The 14830-nt window shown below is 62.0% G+C and carries 14 protein-coding genes; 4 read left to right on the forward strand and 10 right to left on the reverse strand.

Annotation, left to right across the window (positions count from 1 at the left end; genetic code table 11):
* Positions 1-116: 116 nt before the first annotated feature.
* On the forward strand, positions 117-1748 hold the full coding sequence (locus tag AC097L_RS13420) for an EAL domain-containing protein (protein WP_479586928.1): 1632 nt from the start codon (positions 117-119) through the stop codon (positions 1746-1748).
* On the opposite strand, the gene pcaC is transcribed toward AC097L_RS13420, so the two are convergent.
* From pcaC to zwf, 3 genes are all read right to left on the reverse strand, one after another.
* Positions 1729-2106: a 4-carboxymuconolactone decarboxylase gene (gene pcaC / locus AC097L_RS13425; protein WP_479586929.1), complete on the reverse strand. Its 378-nt coding sequence runs from the start codon at positions 2104-2106 to the stop codon at positions 1729-1731. The genes AC097L_RS13420 and pcaC overlap by 20 nt on opposite strands.
* Positions 2107-2217: 111 nt before the next feature.
* A complete protein-coding gene (locus AC097L_RS13430) occupies positions 2218-3066 on the reverse strand; it encodes a MurR/RpiR family transcriptional regulator (RefSeq protein ID WP_479586930.1) in 849 nt (282 codons plus the stop codon).
* Between the two features lie 3 nt (positions 3067-3069).
* Positions 3070-4530 (reverse strand): glucose-6-phosphate dehydrogenase, encoded by a 1461-nt coding sequence (gene zwf, locus AC097L_RS13435; protein WP_479586931.1) that lies wholly within the window; start codon positions 4528-4530, stop codon positions 3070-3072.
* Between the two features lie 358 nt (positions 4531-4888).
* Between zwf and tal the strand changes: the two genes are divergently transcribed.
* Genes tal through AC097L_RS13450 form a run of 3 tightly spaced genes read left to right on the forward strand, consistent with a single transcriptional unit; the run spans position 4889 to position 7755 of the window.
* Entirely contained in the window at positions 4889-5836 is a 948-nt protein-coding gene (gene tal, locus AC097L_RS13440; RefSeq protein ID WP_479586932.1) for a transaldolase, read from the forward strand.
* Between the two features lie 12 nt (positions 5837-5848).
* The gene (pgi, locus tag AC097L_RS13445; RefSeq protein ID WP_479586933.1) at positions 5849-7414 is read left to right on the forward strand and encodes a glucose-6-phosphate isomerase; all 1566 of its coding nucleotides are present in this window, start codon (positions 5849-5851) and stop codon (positions 7412-7414) included.
* A gap of 11 nt (positions 7415-7425) precedes the next feature.
* Positions 7426-7755, forward strand: coding sequence for an antibiotic biosynthesis monooxygenase family protein (locus AC097L_RS13450; protein ID WP_479586934.1), 330 nt, complete (start codon positions 7426-7428; stop codon positions 7753-7755).
* Positions 7756-7761: 6 nt separating this feature from the next.
* Here the strand turns inward: AC097L_RS13450 and AC097L_RS13455 are convergent, their stop codons facing one another.
* The 7 genes from AC097L_RS13455 to AC097L_RS13485 all read right to left on the reverse strand — a co-directional run bounded on the left by AC097L_RS13455 (position 7762) and on the right by AC097L_RS13485 (position 14607).
* Entirely contained in the window at positions 7762-8571 is an 810-nt protein-coding gene (locus tag AC097L_RS13455; RefSeq protein ID WP_479586935.1) for a GntR family transcriptional regulator, read from the reverse strand.
* 164 nt (positions 8572-8735) lie between these two features.
* Positions 8736-9731, reverse strand: coding sequence for a GlxA family transcriptional regulator (locus AC097L_RS13460; RefSeq protein ID WP_479586936.1), 996 nt, complete (start codon positions 9729-9731; stop codon positions 8736-8738).
* Positions 9713-10318, reverse strand: coding sequence for a DJ-1/PfpI family protein (locus tag AC097L_RS13465; protein WP_479586937.1), 606 nt, complete (start codon positions 10316-10318; stop codon positions 9713-9715). The genes AC097L_RS13460 and AC097L_RS13465 overlap by 19 nt, the downstream gene beginning before the upstream one ends.
* Positions 10315-10875 (reverse strand): isochorismatase family protein, encoded by a 561-nt coding sequence (locus AC097L_RS13470; protein ID WP_479586938.1) that lies wholly within the window; start codon positions 10873-10875, stop codon positions 10315-10317. Before AC097L_RS13470 ends, AC097L_RS13465 begins: the two co-directional genes overlap by 4 nt.
* 302 nt (positions 10876-11177) lie before the next feature.
* Complete coding sequence (gene groL / locus AC097L_RS13475; protein ID WP_367847336.1) at positions 11178-12830, reverse strand: chaperonin GroEL; 1653 nt, start codon at positions 12828-12830, stop codon at positions 11178-11180.
* A gap of 53 nt (positions 12831-12883) precedes the next feature.
* Complete coding sequence (groES, locus tag AC097L_RS13480; RefSeq protein ID WP_295951957.1) at positions 12884-13174, reverse strand: co-chaperone GroES; 291 nt, start codon at positions 13172-13174, stop codon at positions 12884-12886.
* A gap of 254 nt (positions 13175-13428) precedes the next feature.
* Positions 13429-14607, reverse strand: a complete 1179-nt coding sequence (locus tag AC097L_RS13485) for an FAD-dependent monooxygenase (RefSeq protein ID WP_479586939.1) — start codon at positions 14605-14607, stop codon at positions 13429-13431.
* Positions 14608-14830 lie beyond the last annotated feature (223 nt).

Consider the following 14830-nt stretch of genomic DNA (forward strand, 5'->3'; position numbering starts at 1 on the left):
AACAAATTGCAACGTAAATGACTCCATAATTTATTTACACGGATTGTTGGAGTAAAACACATGCAGGGCTTGCAGTTCGGACCAGTTCTCCCACGTGGCCAGTGCACCCGGCAGGTATGGCGCGCCTGACCGCGACCCCTAAAGTACCCGGCACCCGCCTGTTCGGGCTGAGCCGCTTCATGGGGCGTTACCCACGTACCGTGGGCACACTCTGCGGCTACGCGGCAGGTCTTGTGATGGCGCTGGCCGTGGTGCTGGTGGCCTTGCAGCTCAGGCTGCAAGCCATTGACAGCGGCCATGCACAGGTGATTGCCAGCATGCAGGAGCTGCAGGCCGATCTCAGCCTGCTGCTGGACGAAGTCAATGCGTCTTTTGCCCCGGTGTGCACGCCCGACAACCTGAACCGCCTGCGCAGCCTGATGTTCACCCACCGCTATGCGCGCGACATTGGCCTGCTGAACCCGCAGCGCCAGTTGTTCTGCACCACCAATATCGGCTTGCTGGACACCCCCAGCGCCGCTGCCCAAGGCGGTATCGAGGGCTCCATAGGCCACTATTACCTGAACGCTCCCCTGCCTTTGTCGCAAGGCACGGTGCGCGCCGCCCTGGTCGAGCGGGGGCGCTTCCAGGTGGTGATGCAGCCCAACTCCACCCAGGACATCCGTAAGCGCTATGCCGATGCCGTCTGGGCCGGTCGTGCCAGCCAGCGCACCCGGGTGTACCAAAGTGCCCGTGGCGTTTGGACCGACCGCCTGGTCACTCCGCAAACCCCGCATCTGCATCTGGACGCGGGCCGCACAGCTTTGCTGGTCACCACCACGCTGCCGGGTGTCAGCCCGATCTCGGTGCAGTCGGTACTGCTGCCCCAAGACCTGGTCCATAGCCATGGCGGGGTGCTGGCCGGGGCAGCCCTGGTGTGCCTGCTGCTGGGGCTGCTGGTGCAGGGCGCGGTAACGCAGCGCTGCCGGTATTTCCAGTCCATGGCCTACCGCATCCGCTTTCTGTGCCAGCCGGCCAATGTGGTGTGCCACTACCAGCCCATCATCAACCTGGCCAGCGGTCAACCAATCGGTTGCGAAGTGCTGGCCCGGCTGGTGGATGCGGGCCAACTGGTCTACCCTGACCATTTCATCCCGGCCCTGATTGCCGACAACCGCACCTGGGCTTTTGACGCGGCGGTCAGCACCCGGGCGCTGCAGGAGCTGGGTGCGGCCTTGCCTGCCCGCGGGCCTTTCAAGGTAGCGCTGAACTTCTTTCCGCAAAACCTGCAGCGCGATGCCATCGAACCTCACCTGCGCGCCAGCTTGCAGGCGCTGGGTCGGACCGACCTGCAGGTCGAGCTGGAAGTCACCGAATACAACTTTTCGCCGGAGATCGTGCCCGAGCTGCAGCGCCTCAAGGCCGACGGCTACTACATCTCCATCGACGACTTCGGCACCGGCTATTCCAACCTGGGTATGGTCAAGCGGGTGGCCCCCGACTTTTTGAAGATCGACAAGTCTTTTGTGTTCGAGATGGAAGATGCCAGCCTGCGTTCCAGCCTGATCCCGGAAATCATCGCCATCGCCAAGGCCGTCAACAGCCAAGTCGTCGCCGAAGGCATTGAAAACGCCGCCCAGGCCGCCCAGTTGCGTGCCATGGGCGTGCCCTTTGGACAGGGCTACTACTTTGCCAAGCCTATGCCGCTGGAGGCCTTTTTGGCCTACCTGCGGGCCTGCGACGAAGCCGCTAAACCCCCAGCTCTTTGAACACCTCTTTGGCGGTGCGAAAGCTGTCGATGGCGGCAGGTGCGCCGCAGTAGATGGCGGTTTGTAAAAACACTTCCTTGATCTCGTCCTTGCTCACGCCGTTGGTCAGCGCGCCGCGCAGGTGCAGTTTGAGTTCGTGCGGACGGTTCAAGGCAGTCAGCATGGCCAGGTTCAGCAGGCTGCGGGTTTTGCGGTCCAGGCCCGGGCGGTTCCACACATCGCCCCAGGCGTACTGGGTTACCAGCTCTTGCATGTCGCGGTTGAATGCGTCGGCATTCTGGATGGCCGCGTCCACGTAGTCGGCCCCCAGCACCTCGCGGCGGGTCTGCAGGCCTTTGTCGAAAAGTTCTTGGTTCATGGCGACTTCCCTTGTGAAAAAAGGGGAGTGTATCGCCCAGAATAATGCTATTTATTTAATAGCTATATGTGTAGGTTTTATATGCGCCAGAGCATGATTTCGTGCTGAAAATCAGGTGTAACGCTTGCTACGCAGGTTATTTTTAATTTCCTGGAGTTTGGGCTGCAAGGTGGTGCCGCCGATGCGCAGTGCCACGCAAGTGGCCAGAATGTCGATGATCAGCAGGTGCAGCAGGCGTGACACCATGGGGCTGTAGCGCTCGTAGCCTTCGGGGTGGTTAGCGGCGAGGTGCACATGCCCAGCAGCGGCCAGGGGCGAGCCGCTGGTGGTGATGACGATGGTGGTTGCGCCATTCTTGCGGGCGATGTCGCAGGCATCCATCAGGTCGCGGGTGCGGCCCGAGTTGGATATCACCACCACGCAGTCGCCCGGGCCGAGCATGGACGCGCCCATCACCTGCATGTGGCCGTCGCTGTAGGCAATGGCGTGCACACCCAGGCGGAAGAATTTGTGCTGCGCGTCCTGTGCCACGATGCCGGAGTTACCGGCGCCGTAGAACTCGATGCGTTTGCCGGTTTTGTAGGTCTCGGCCAGGATTTCGGCGGCTTTTTCCAACGCCGTGGTACTGGCGTCGTTGCGGTATTTAAGGAAGGCAGCGACAGTGTTGTCAATCACCTTAACCATTACGTCGCTGGTTTTGTCGTCCAGGTCCACGCTGCGGTGGATGAATGGCACGCCTTCACTCACACTGCCTGCCAGCTTGAGCTTGAAGTCGCTCAGTCCGTCGTAGCCCATGCTGCGGCAGAAGCGCACCACCGTGGGTTTGCTGACGTGGGCGCGGTCACTGAGCTCGCTGACCGGCAGGTTGGCAAAGGCGCGCGGGTCGGCCAGCACCAGCTTGCCCACCCGCTGCTCCGCCGGGGCCAGCGAAGAGAGGGAAGCTTTGATGCGATCAAGCATGGGTCACGATTCCTCGCTCCAGCAGTAACCGTCGCGGGCAATCATGGCGCTCGAGGCGCTGGGGCCCCAGGTGCCAGCGCCGTAGGGGCGTGGGCCGGCGGCATCGTTCTTCCAGTGTTCGATGATGGGCTCGACCCAGCGCCAGGCTTCTTCTTGCTCGTCGCTGCGGACAAACAGGTTCAGGCGGCCGTCCAGCACGTCGAGCAGCAGGCGCTCGTAGGCACCCACGCGTTCCGAGCCGAAGCGTTTGTCAAAGTCCAGATCCAGCTGCACCGGGGCCAGCGACTGGCTGGCGGCGCGGCTGCGGTTGCCCTGGGCTTGCGCCAGCAGGTGCAGCTCCAGCCCGTCCTTGGGTTGCAAATTGATGACCAGGCGGTTCGCCGCGCCCACCGGGGCGTTGAAGATCGGGTGCGGGGTTTGGTGGAAGTTGACCACGATATGCGCGTCGCGTCCGGCCAGGCGCTTGCCGGTACGGATGTAGAAGGGCACTCCGGCCCAGCGCCAGTTGGCGATTTCGGTGCGCAGGGCCACAAAGGTTTCGGTCTGGCTGTCGGCGTTCACGCCCAGCTCTTGGCGGTAGCCGGGCACCGACACGCCGCTGGACTTGCCCGCGCTGTACTGGCCGCGGATCACGTGCTGCGACAGGGTCTCGGCCGTCCAGGGCTTGAGCGAACGCAATACCTTGAGCTTTTCGTCGCGAATGGCATCGGCGTGCGCGTTGATGGGCGGCTCCATGCCAATGGCGCAGAGCAGTTGCAGTGCGTGGTTTTGCACCATGTCGCGCAGGGCACCGGTATTTTCGTAGAAGGCACCACGCTTTTCCACACCCAGGTCTTCGGCAATGGTGATCTGGATGTTGGCGATGTGCTCGCGCTTCCACAGCGGCTCAAACAAGGCATTGCCAAAGCGCAGCGCAAACAGGTTCTGCACCGAGGGCTTGCCCAGGTAGTGGTCGATGCGGAAAACCTGCTTTTCGGTGAAGCAGCGGCGCACGGTCTCGTTGATGGCGCGGTTGGAGGCCAGGTCGTGGCCCAGCGGCTTTTCCAGCACGATGCGGGTGTGGTCGCTGTTCAGGCCAGCAGCCGCCAATTGCTCGCACACGGTGGTGAACAGGCCCGGCGCGGTGGCCACGTACATCACTACCGAGTCGGCGTTGCGGGTTTCCAGAATCGACTTCAGCGCGGCGTAGTCGTCGGGCTTGGACAAGTCCATGCGCTGGAATTCCAGCAGGGCCGCGAAGCGTGCAAATTCTTCGGCATTGGGGCGTTTGGATTCTTCGACGCTGTTAAAGCGCGATTGGATCTGCTCGCGGTACTGCGCATGGCTAAGGTCGTCGCGGCCCACACCAATGATGCGGCCGCCCTCGGGCAGGGTGCCGTGGCGAAAAGATTGGAACAAGGCGGGCATCAACTTGCGCCAGGCGAGGTCGCCGGTGCCGCCAAACAAGACTAGATCAAAGCTCATAGAGTTACATCCAAAAGGGTGACCGCGAATGTAACTTAGTTTCAGGTTTCTGAAAATATGGCCGCCAAAAAATCTTTTTAAGGCGGTTTTTATCAGTGTTTTCCCGCTTGTGGCGCTTTCAAACTGGGGTCTAAGCTGGTTTGGTAACCTAGTTACCCCCATGCGCCCCCAGGGCCGGGTTTTCACAGCCATACAGATTTTGCACCTTGGTAACCAAAAAGATGCACCACGCAGCGCTGCCGCGTCTCTTTTTGTTTGTACCATTCGGGACCGTGCAGCCTACCAAGCCCTGGCGCACCCCGGTTTCCAGCGAAAGAACCCCGCCTATTTTGGGTTCTGACAACGACCACCACACACCATGACCCAACTCGACTCCCTCAAGCAGTTCACCACCGTCGTTGCCGATACCGGCGACTTCAAGCAGTTGGGCGTGTTCTTGCCCACCGATGCCACCACCAACCCGTCGCTGATCCTGAAGGCCGTGCAAAAGCCCGACTACGCGCCGCTGCTGGCCGAGGCCGTGGCCAAGTACCAGGGCCGTCCGCTGGACGAGGTCTGCGACCGGCTGATCGTGCGCTTTGGCTGCGAGATTTTGTCCATCGTGCCAGGCCGTGTGTCCACCGAAGTCGATGCGCGCCTGAGTTTTGACACGGCGGCCACCGTGGCCCGTGGCAAGCGCCTGATCGAGATGTACGCCTCTGAGGGCATTGCCAAGGAGCGCATCTTGATCAAGGTGGCCTCCACCTGGGAAGGCATCCAGGCCGCGGCCGAGCTGGAGCGCGCAGGCATCCGCACCAACCTCACGCTGCTGTTCAGCTTTGCCCAGGCTGTGGCCTGCGGCCAAGCCAAGGTGCAACTGATCTCGCCGTTTGTGGGCCGCATTTACGACTGGTTTAAGAAGACCGCCGGTGCCGCCTGGGTCGAGGCCGACAATGCCTGCGCCAACGACCCCGGCGTGGTGTCGGTCACCCAGATCTACAACTACTACAAGCGCTTCGGCATCAAGACGGAAGTCATGGGTGCAAGCTTTCGCAACGTGGGCCAGATCACTGCGCTGGCGGGCTGCGACCTGCTGACCATCAGCCCCGACCTGCTGGCCTTGATGGCCGCCAGCGATGCCCCGTTGACCCAGGCGCTGGATGCCAAGGCCGCCCAGGCGATGGACCTGGAAGAGGTGACGTTGGACGAGGCCGGTTTCCGCTTCGCCCTGAACCAGGACGCAATGGCCACCGAGAAGCTGGCCGAAGGGATTCGCGGCTTCGTTACCGATGCCATCAAATTGGACAAACTGCTGCTCGCCGCCTAACCAGGACTAAAAATGGACGCACTCCACCGCCCACGTTGTGACACCGTGCCCGCCTGGGCGCAACTGCAAACCCAGTACGCTGCCAGCGGTGTGGCGCTGGATTTGCGCCAGGCCTTTGCCGCCGACCCCGACCGCTTTACTGCGTTTAGCCAGGATGCGCCCTACGTATTCGCCGACCTGTCGAAGAACCGAATCGACGCGGCCACCCAAAGTCTGCTGTTCGACCTGGCCCGCCAGACCGGCGTGGAAGTGCTGCGCGACGCGATGTTTGACGGTGCCAAGATCAACACCACCGAAGACCGGGCGGTGATGCATTTTTTATTAAGAAAAAGTGCTGAAACGCAAGCAAAAACTGCACCAGCTGCTATCAAAAATGATTTGACCGAGGTGCATGCCACGCTGGACGCGATGCTTGCCTTTGCCGAAGCCACGCGTGCCGACACTGCCATCACCGACGTGGTCAACATCGGCATTGGTGGCTCCGATCTGGGCCCACTGATGGCCACGCTGGCGCTCGACGCGTTTGCCACGCCAACCAAGCGCATGCACTTTGTGTCCAACGTGGACGGCCACGAACTGGCCGCGCTGCTGCCGCGCCTGCAAGCCGATAGCACGCTGTTTTTGATTGCCTCCAAGACCTTCACCACTACCGAGACCATGACCAACGCCCGCTCGGCCAAGGCTTGGTTCGAGGCGCAGGGCGGCACCCACACGGCGCGCCACTTTGCTGCGTTGACCACCAATGTGGCGGCGGCCAATGCGTTTGGCATCAGCACCACCTTTGGTTTTTGGGACTGGGTGGGCGGGCGCTATTCGGTGTGGTCGGCGATTGGCCTGCCGGTGGCAATTGCCATCGGTGCCGCGCATTTCCGCGAATTTCTGGCCGGTGCCGAAGCCATGGACGAACATTTCTGCACCGCCCCGCTGGAGCAAAACCTGCCCATGCGCCTGGGCCTGCTGGACGTGTGGTACCGCAACTTCCACGGCTTCACCAGCCGCAGCATCGCCCCGTACCACAGCGCGCTGCGCCGCCTGCCTGCCTACCTGCAGCAGCTGGACATGGAGAGCAACGGCAAGCAGGTGGACATGCAGGGCCAGAAGCTGCCGTTTGGCACCTCGTGCGTGCTATGGGGCGAGCCTGGTACCAACGGCCAGCACGCCTACTTCCAGATGCTGCACCAGGGCACGGACGTGGTGCCGGTCGAATTTATTGCGGTCAAAAAAGCCCGCCACAGCCTGCCTGGGCACCACAACACATTGCTGTCCAACGTGGTCGCCCAGGCGCAAGCTTTGATGGTTGGCAAGGTGGATGCAGGCGGGCACCGCAACTTCCCCGGCAACCGCCCCAGCACTTTCTTGCTGCTGGATGATTTGACGCCCGCCAGCCTAGGCGCGCTGATTGCGCTGCAAGAGCACCGGGTGTTTGTGAGCGGCGCGCTGTGGGGCATCAACAGCTTCGACCAATGGGGCGTGGAGCTGGGCAAGGTGCTGGCCAAAGACATCGAGCCGCGCCTGCAGTCGGGCGATGTGTCCGGGCTGGACGGCTCGACCGCGGGCCTGCTGGCCAAGCTGCGCTAAGGCGAGGGAAGGTGTTCAGCGCTGCCTTCATCTGGGAACCTGGCCAGTACGACGCAGAGTTTGACCGCCTGGACGCACTGATCGACGCGGTGGCCCGCGCCATGCCGGGCTTCCTTGGCGTGGAGATATGGGTGTCCGAAGGCGGCCAGCGCCGCAACGCTACCTACTACTGGGCCAGCCTGGAGGACGTGCAAGCCTTCTCCCAGCATCCGCATCACCTGGAAGCCAAGCGCCAGTACGTGCGCTGGTACAAAGGCTTCCATATCGTCATCTCCGAGGTGGTGCGCTCGTACGGCGACGGTGCCTTTGCGCACCTGACCCCCAATAGCCGAGTGGCTTGACGTGGATCAGGGCGTGAGGTTCAGGCGGTAGGCGTAGGCTTCGCCCCGGTAGGTGCTCTCAACGTATTCGACCAGTTGGTTGTCGTTGCTGAAGGACTTGCGTTTGAGCAGCAGGCAGGGCGCGGGCGCGGGGTAGTGGAAGGCTTTGGATTCGGCTTCGCTGCTCATTACCGCTTCAATGGTTTGCTCGGCGTGGGTCAGGTCCAAGCCACAGTGGTCTTGCAAGAAGGTGTAGACCGAGCCGCGGGTGTCCCAGTCGGCCATGGGCGGGGCCAACGCCAGGTCGTACCAGGCAACTTCGCGGGCCAGGGGCAGGCCGTCGGCCAGGCGGATGCGCACCAGTTTGGCAAAACGGTTCACCGATGGCCGCCCGAAGATGGACGCAATCATGCGGTCCTGCACGACGTCATGGGCCACCAACTGGGTACTGGCCGCCATGCCCCGGTCGCGCATGTCTTCGGCAAAGCCTTTGAGTTTGCCGATGGGCTGGTGGATTTTTTGCGGAGCCTGCACTTGCGTGCCGCCGCGGCCGTGGGTGCTGAGCAAGCGGGCGTGGCGCAGGTCGTTGTAGCAGCGTTTGATGGTGGTGCGGCTGACCTGCAGGGCTTCGGCCATAACGCGTTCTGACGGCAGGTTGCTACCCGTAGGCAACTCGCCGTTGTCGATCAGGGCCTGAATCTGGCGTTTGAGTTGTTGGTAGTAGGGTTCCGATGTCTTGGCGTCTAACCGCAGTTTGGCCAAAATACCCTCAGACGCAGCCCCCTCCAGAGAGGCCGGGCGGGCGGTATCGCGTGCGTTCTTCGTCGGGTTGTTCACTCGGTAGGTCCAAAAAATACCAGCGGCTTTACTGGCCTGGTAATTTTGTTCCAAACGTAACAATATGTGATTTTTAGGTTCGCGACATATTTGGGGTTTGGCCCGCTAATCTGGGCCACGCAGGCGAATTTGTCACGTACGTGACTCGTCTGCAGGTGTCGAAATCAGCGTTGCCGGGCTTGCGACGGTGCCCCTGGCAAGCCCAATTGGTGCCAGGCGCGGCGCAATTGGGTATCTGAGCTGAAACCCGCCAGCTCGGCGGCGTGGTTGACGTTGTGGCCCGACTGCAGCGCCGTCTGCGCCACGGCCAACCGGATGCGGCGCAGGTACTGCAAGGGCGCAATCTGCGCGTATTCCATGAACAAACGGGTCAGATGACGCGGTGAGGTGTGGGCCATGTCGGCCATGCGTGGCACTGTCCAGCCCGCACGCGGGTCCAGGCTGACGGCATCTTGCACCCGGTGCAGGGCGGGGTGCAGGTGGTTGCGATAGCTTAAAAATGGCGAAAGCTCGGGGTCGTGCGGGCCGCGACGCAAGGCCACCACCATGGTCTGGGCGACCTGCGCGGCAATGGATTCGCCGCAGGTGTCGGCAATGCGTTGCAGCACCAGGTCGATGCCGGTGGTGACGCCCGCGCTGCTGTAGATCGGCGCGTCTTCCACAAACACCCGGTTGGCCACTACTTCGCACTGCGGCTCAACCGTACGCAACTCGTCCAGATGCTGGTGGTGGGTGGTGACGCGGCGGCCTTTGAGCAGCCCGGCGTGCGCCGCCAGCAGGGTGCCTGCGCACACCGTCACCAGCTCCAGCTGGTGCGTGGCCAGTCGCAGGCCGCGCAGCCAGTGCAGCACGGCGCGGGCAGCGGCGTTGTCAACTGCGATGGTGGTGCCGGGCAGGCCGACCAGCACCACCCAGTGCGGCGTGGCGGGGTGGGCGGTCAGCGCGTCGGGCAGGGGCTGCAGCCCGGTGAGCTGGGCACCCACAGAGGTGGCGGTACTGGCATCCGGCCCGATAAATTGCAGGGCAAAACGTTCCGGCTGGCCTTGCGCCAGCAGGCATTGGTTGGCGATGCGCAGGGCTTCTGCCGGGCCCGCCCAGTCGAGGATCAGGCTGTTGGGCAGCAGGACGAAAAGAACCTGGATCAGGGCTGGGGCTGCCATGCGTAGTCCATTTGCCGGGCTGTGCGCGCTGCCAGTGCATGCCCCGCCAGCGTTGCGACCAGGTGCAGGCACATGTCGATGCCTGCGCTGATGCCGGCCGAGGTGGTGATATGGCCCTGTTCCACCCAGCGCTTGCCGGTCTGCACCTGCAGGGCCGGGAACATACGCTGCAAATCATCCACGTCTTCCCAGTGCGTGGTGACCGGGCCGTGGGTGAGCACGCCGCTGCGCGCCAGCAGGAACGCTCCCGTGCAGACCGAGGCCACGGTGCGGGCGGTGGCTGCGGTGGCCGCAATCCAGGCGGTCGTTTCCGGGCAGCCCATTGCGGCATCGACCACACCGCCGGGGACGATCAATACATCGGTGCTGGTGCAGGCTGAAAATGTACTGTCCGGAATAACGCGTAATCCGGCCCTGGCGCAGATAGAGTCTGCGGTATGTGCTATGCATTGTGTAGCAAAAAGAGGCGGGTCGTTGGGGTGGCTGCGGCCATGCACGCGGCTGGCGATGGTGAACACCTCGTAGGGCCCGGCAAAATCCAGCGCCTCTACGTCGTCGAACACCAAAATCGCAACGTGGTGCGTCATTCAGCAGCTCCGGCCAGGGCTTGTTCCACCGTGCAGATGCGGGCGAAGCGCTCGGTGAGCACGGCGGCGGTGCGGGCCATGATGTCGGCGGCGGGTAGCACGGTGCCGTCCAGGTGCTGCATGTCCCAGGTCAGCGTGGCCTCCAGGCAGTAGTCCACCGTCCAGCCCAGGTCGGATGCGTGGCGGGTGGTGGTTTCGCAGCATTGCTCGGTGCGGATGCCGCTGATGATTAGGCGGCGGATGCCGTGGGCCGTCAGCCACACGTCCAGCCCGGTGCCGACCAGCGCGCTGTGGCGGCTTTTGGTGAAGGTGGCCGCAGGCTCGAACGCAGCCAGCCCTGCGATGGGCTGGATGTGGCCGGATTCGACCGCAAACGCGTTGTCGGCCGTCTTGGGGCCATCCACATGGAAGATGCGCACGATAGGGATGCCACGCGACACGCAGCCGTTAATCAGCGCATTCTGCTTGTCCAAATATCCTGGCAAGGTGGCTGGGGTGAAGTACGGCCGCTGCCGAAAGGATTCTTGGGCATCGATCAAAATCAGACAGGTTTGCATGGTGTGTGGCCTTGGCAAGTGGTGGATGGTAGCGCTCTATTCTTCTGCACGAGCGGCCCACAAGCCATCCACGATCAGCCCTGTTTCGATCATTTTCAGCCACGAACTGGGTTGCAAATGAAAAAACCCCGCAGAGTTCGCACTCTGCGGGGTTTTGGGGAAGTTGTGGTCCCGGTCCTAAAACAGGGATGCCAACCTCGTCGCGCAACGGGTGGCTGGGTAGGCGCATCGTCGTAGACAGTGGCAGAGCCACGGCAAGACGGTGCAACGCCCCCAGCCGCCCGTTTCGCGGCGACTCCGGGTTACATGCCCATGTCGCCCATGCCGCCCATGCCACCACCCATGCCGCCGCCCATGCCGCCAGCACCGGCTTCGTCTTTTGGAGACTCAGCGATCATGGCTTCGGTCGTCAGCATCAAGGATGCAACGGAAGCAGCGTTCTGCAGAGCCGTACGGGTCACCTTCGTTGGGTCCAGAATGCCCATTTCGATCATGTCGCCATAGGTGCCGTTGGCAGCGTTGTAGCCGTAGTTGCCCGAACCGGCCAACACAGCAGCCACCACCACAGAGGCTTCTTCGCCTGCGTTGTAGACGATTTCGCGCAGAGGGGCTTCGATAGCCTTCAACACCAGCTTGATGCCGGCGTCTTGGTCGGCGTTAGCGCCTTCGATCTTGCCAGCCGCTTGCTTGGCGCGCAGCAGAGCCACGCCACCGCCAGCCACAATGCCTTCTTCCACCGCAGCGCGGGTAGCGTGCAGGGCGTCTTCGACGCGGGCCTTCTTTTCCTTCATTTCGATCTCGGTGGTAGCGCCCACTTTGATCACGGCTACGCCGCCAGCCAGCTTGGCCACGCGCTCTTGCAGCTTTTCGCGGTCGTAGTCGCTGGAAGCTTCTTCGATTTGCACGCGAACTTGCTTGACGCGGGCTTCGATGTCGGCAGCAGCACCAGCGCCATCAATAATGGTGGTGTTTTCTTTGCCCACTTCGATGCGCTTGGCTTGGCCCAGATCGGCCAAAGTCACTTTTTCCAGGGTCAGGCCGACTTCTTCAGCGATAACCTTGCCGCCGGTCAGGATGGCGATGTCTTCCAACATGGCCTTGCGGCGGTCGCCGAAACCAGGAGCCTTCACAGCCACAACCTTCAAAATGCCACGGATGGTGTTGACCACCAGGGTCGCCAGTGCTTCGCCATCGACTTCTTCAGCGATGATCAGCAGAGGACGGCCAGACTTGGCAACTTGTTCCAGGGTAGGCAACAGTTCGCGGATGTTGCTGATCTTCTTGTCGAACAACAGCACAAACGGGTTGTCCAGCAAAGCGGCTTGCTTTTCTGGGTTGTTGATAAAGTAGGGCGACAGGTAGCCACGGTCAAACTGCATGCCTTCGACGACATCCAGCTCGGATTCCAGCGACTTGCCGTCTTCCACGGTGATCACGCCTTCTTTACCAACCTTGTCCATCGCGTCAGCAATGATCTTGCCGATGGATTCATCGGAGTTGGCGGAGATCGAACCAACTTGGGCGATTTCCTTGGAGGTGGTGGTGGCCTTGGAAGCCTTCTTCAGCTCGGCGACCAAAGCAGTCACTGCCTTGTCGATGCCGCGCTTCAGATCCATCGGGTTCATGCCGGCGGCTACGTACTTCATGCCTTCGCGGATGATGGCCTGGGCCAGCACAGTCGCGGTGGTGGTGCCGTCACCAGCCAGGTCGGAGGTCTTGGAAGCCACTTCCTTGACCATCTGCGCACCCATGTTTTGCAGCTTGTCTTTGAGTTCGATTTCCTTGGCCACGGACACACCGTCCTTGGTCACGGTAGGCGCGCCAAACGAGCGCTCCAGAACCACGTTACGGCCTTTGGGGCCCAGGGTCACCTTGACTGCGTTAGCCAAAATGTTCACGCCTTCAACCATGCGTGCGCGGGCTTCGCCGCCGAAAACTACGTCTTTTGCTGCCATGAGAATTTCTCCGGTATCAATAAATTAAAAGGGGGAGGGTATGAGGCGAGAAATTACTTCTCTACGACCGCGAACAGGTCGTCTTCCTTCATCACCAGCAGTTCGTCGCCTTCGACCTTGACGGTTTGGCCGCTGTACTTGCCGAACAAGACGCGGTCGCCAACCTTCACGGTCAGGGCGGAAATTTCACCCTTGTCGTTCTTTTTGCCGGGGCCAACAGCCAGGATCTCGCCTTGGTCTGGCTTTTCAGCAGCCGAGTCAGGGATCACGATGCCGGAAGCGGTCTTGGTTTCGCTGTCGATACGCTTGACGATCACGCGGTCGCCGAGAGGACGTAGGTTCATAGAGTCTCCTAAAAATGGAACGGTGAAAAAAGGGCGTGGGGTGGGTGCTAGCACTCAACCCCTACGAGTGCTAATGATAAGGGCAAGTTGTGACGTTTCAAGGGCAGCAGCCAGAAATGCTGTGCTGGCCGAAGCCTTTGCTTGCCGATTGGCGCACACTTTGGCATGCGGAATTTAAGAAAATAAGGCCTCTAGCGCATATTCCACCTACGCTAGTAGCTATCTATTTAGTAGTGACCAAGTTGTGAGGCGAATTAGCCACCGCCGTATAGCCATGGCAGGTCCAGCAGGCGTTCGCCGCCCAGCTGCATCGCCTGGTCCCGGCCCCAGCGCACCAGGCCCGAGGCGTGAAAGATGCGGCCATTGCGGATGGCGCGGGCTTGCACCCGTGCATTGCGTTGCCAGCGTTGGTCTGCGTAGTGGGCCAGTGCAGCCGGAATATCGGTGCCTGACTGCAGCACACTGGCCAGGTTGGCGGCATCTTCTATGGCCATGCCCGCGCCTTGGGCCAGGTAGGGGCGCATCGGGTGGGCGGCATCGCCTAGCAGCGCAACCCGGCCTTGCGCGTGCTGGTGGGGGCTGTGCATGGGCGGGCGGTCACACAGCACCCACAAGCGCCAGGAGGAGACCGCCTGCAACAGGTCTTGGAGCGGGCTGCACACGCCAGCCAAGCTGGTCTGCAGATCGGCGGCGTTGGCGCTGTGGTCCCACTGCTCCAAGCTGGTGCGCTGGGGCGGAAGCTGGCCGTGCACGATGGCCACGACGTTGAGCCAGTCGCCGCCACACACGGGGTACTGCACCACATGCAGATTCGGACCTAGCCACGCGGTGACGTGCTGGGAGCGCAGGGGGTGCGGCAGATCGGCCTGGCGCACCAGGGCGCGGTAGGCCAGATGGCCAGTAATGCGGGGCGGGCCGTCGTGCAGCAGCCATTGGCGCACGGGGCTCCACAGGCCATCGGCGCCCACCAGTGCATCGCCGTGGATATCTTCCGCAATGCTGCCGCGTACCGATACGCCAGAGGGGTTTTGGCTGAAATGCTGCAGGCCGTGGTCGAGTTGTAGCTGGGTACCAGTTTGTTGCACGGCGGTATGCAGCAACGCCAGCAGGTCGGCCCGGTGCAGCGTGGCGTAGGGGGCACCGTAGCGTTGCTGCATGGCGGCACCCAGTGCCAGGCGGCCCAATTCTCGGGCCGTCAGCGCGTCGCGCACCTGCAGATGCGATGGAAAGGCGGCCACTGCCGCCAGTGCGTTTTGCAGACCCCAGCGGTGCAGTAGCCGGGTGACGTTGGGGCCGATCTGGATACCCGCACCCACTTCGCTCAAGACCGCAGAACGCTCAAACAGGCGAACGCCCCATCCGGCCCGCGCGCACGCCAATGCCGCTGCCATGCCGCCAATACCTGCACCCGCGATAAGTAATTGTTGAACCATGGAGTGATTTTGCCGTGCCAGGAGGCCGGTGCGGCAAGCTGTGGCTGCCGCGTTGGGCACGGGATTTGCAAACAGTGTTTGCTAAACACGGCTGCCATATTGAAATATCGGTGCTAGCGCTGGTGGGGCTGTAAACCGGCATGAATGCGTGTATCAAAAGTGCTTTGTGCAGCCAGCTTCGGGCCTCAAACCTGCCTCAAAAAAAGCCCATAATGCAACAGCA

It is taken from the genome of Rhodoferax sp. RT5P35, assembly GCF_056521385.1.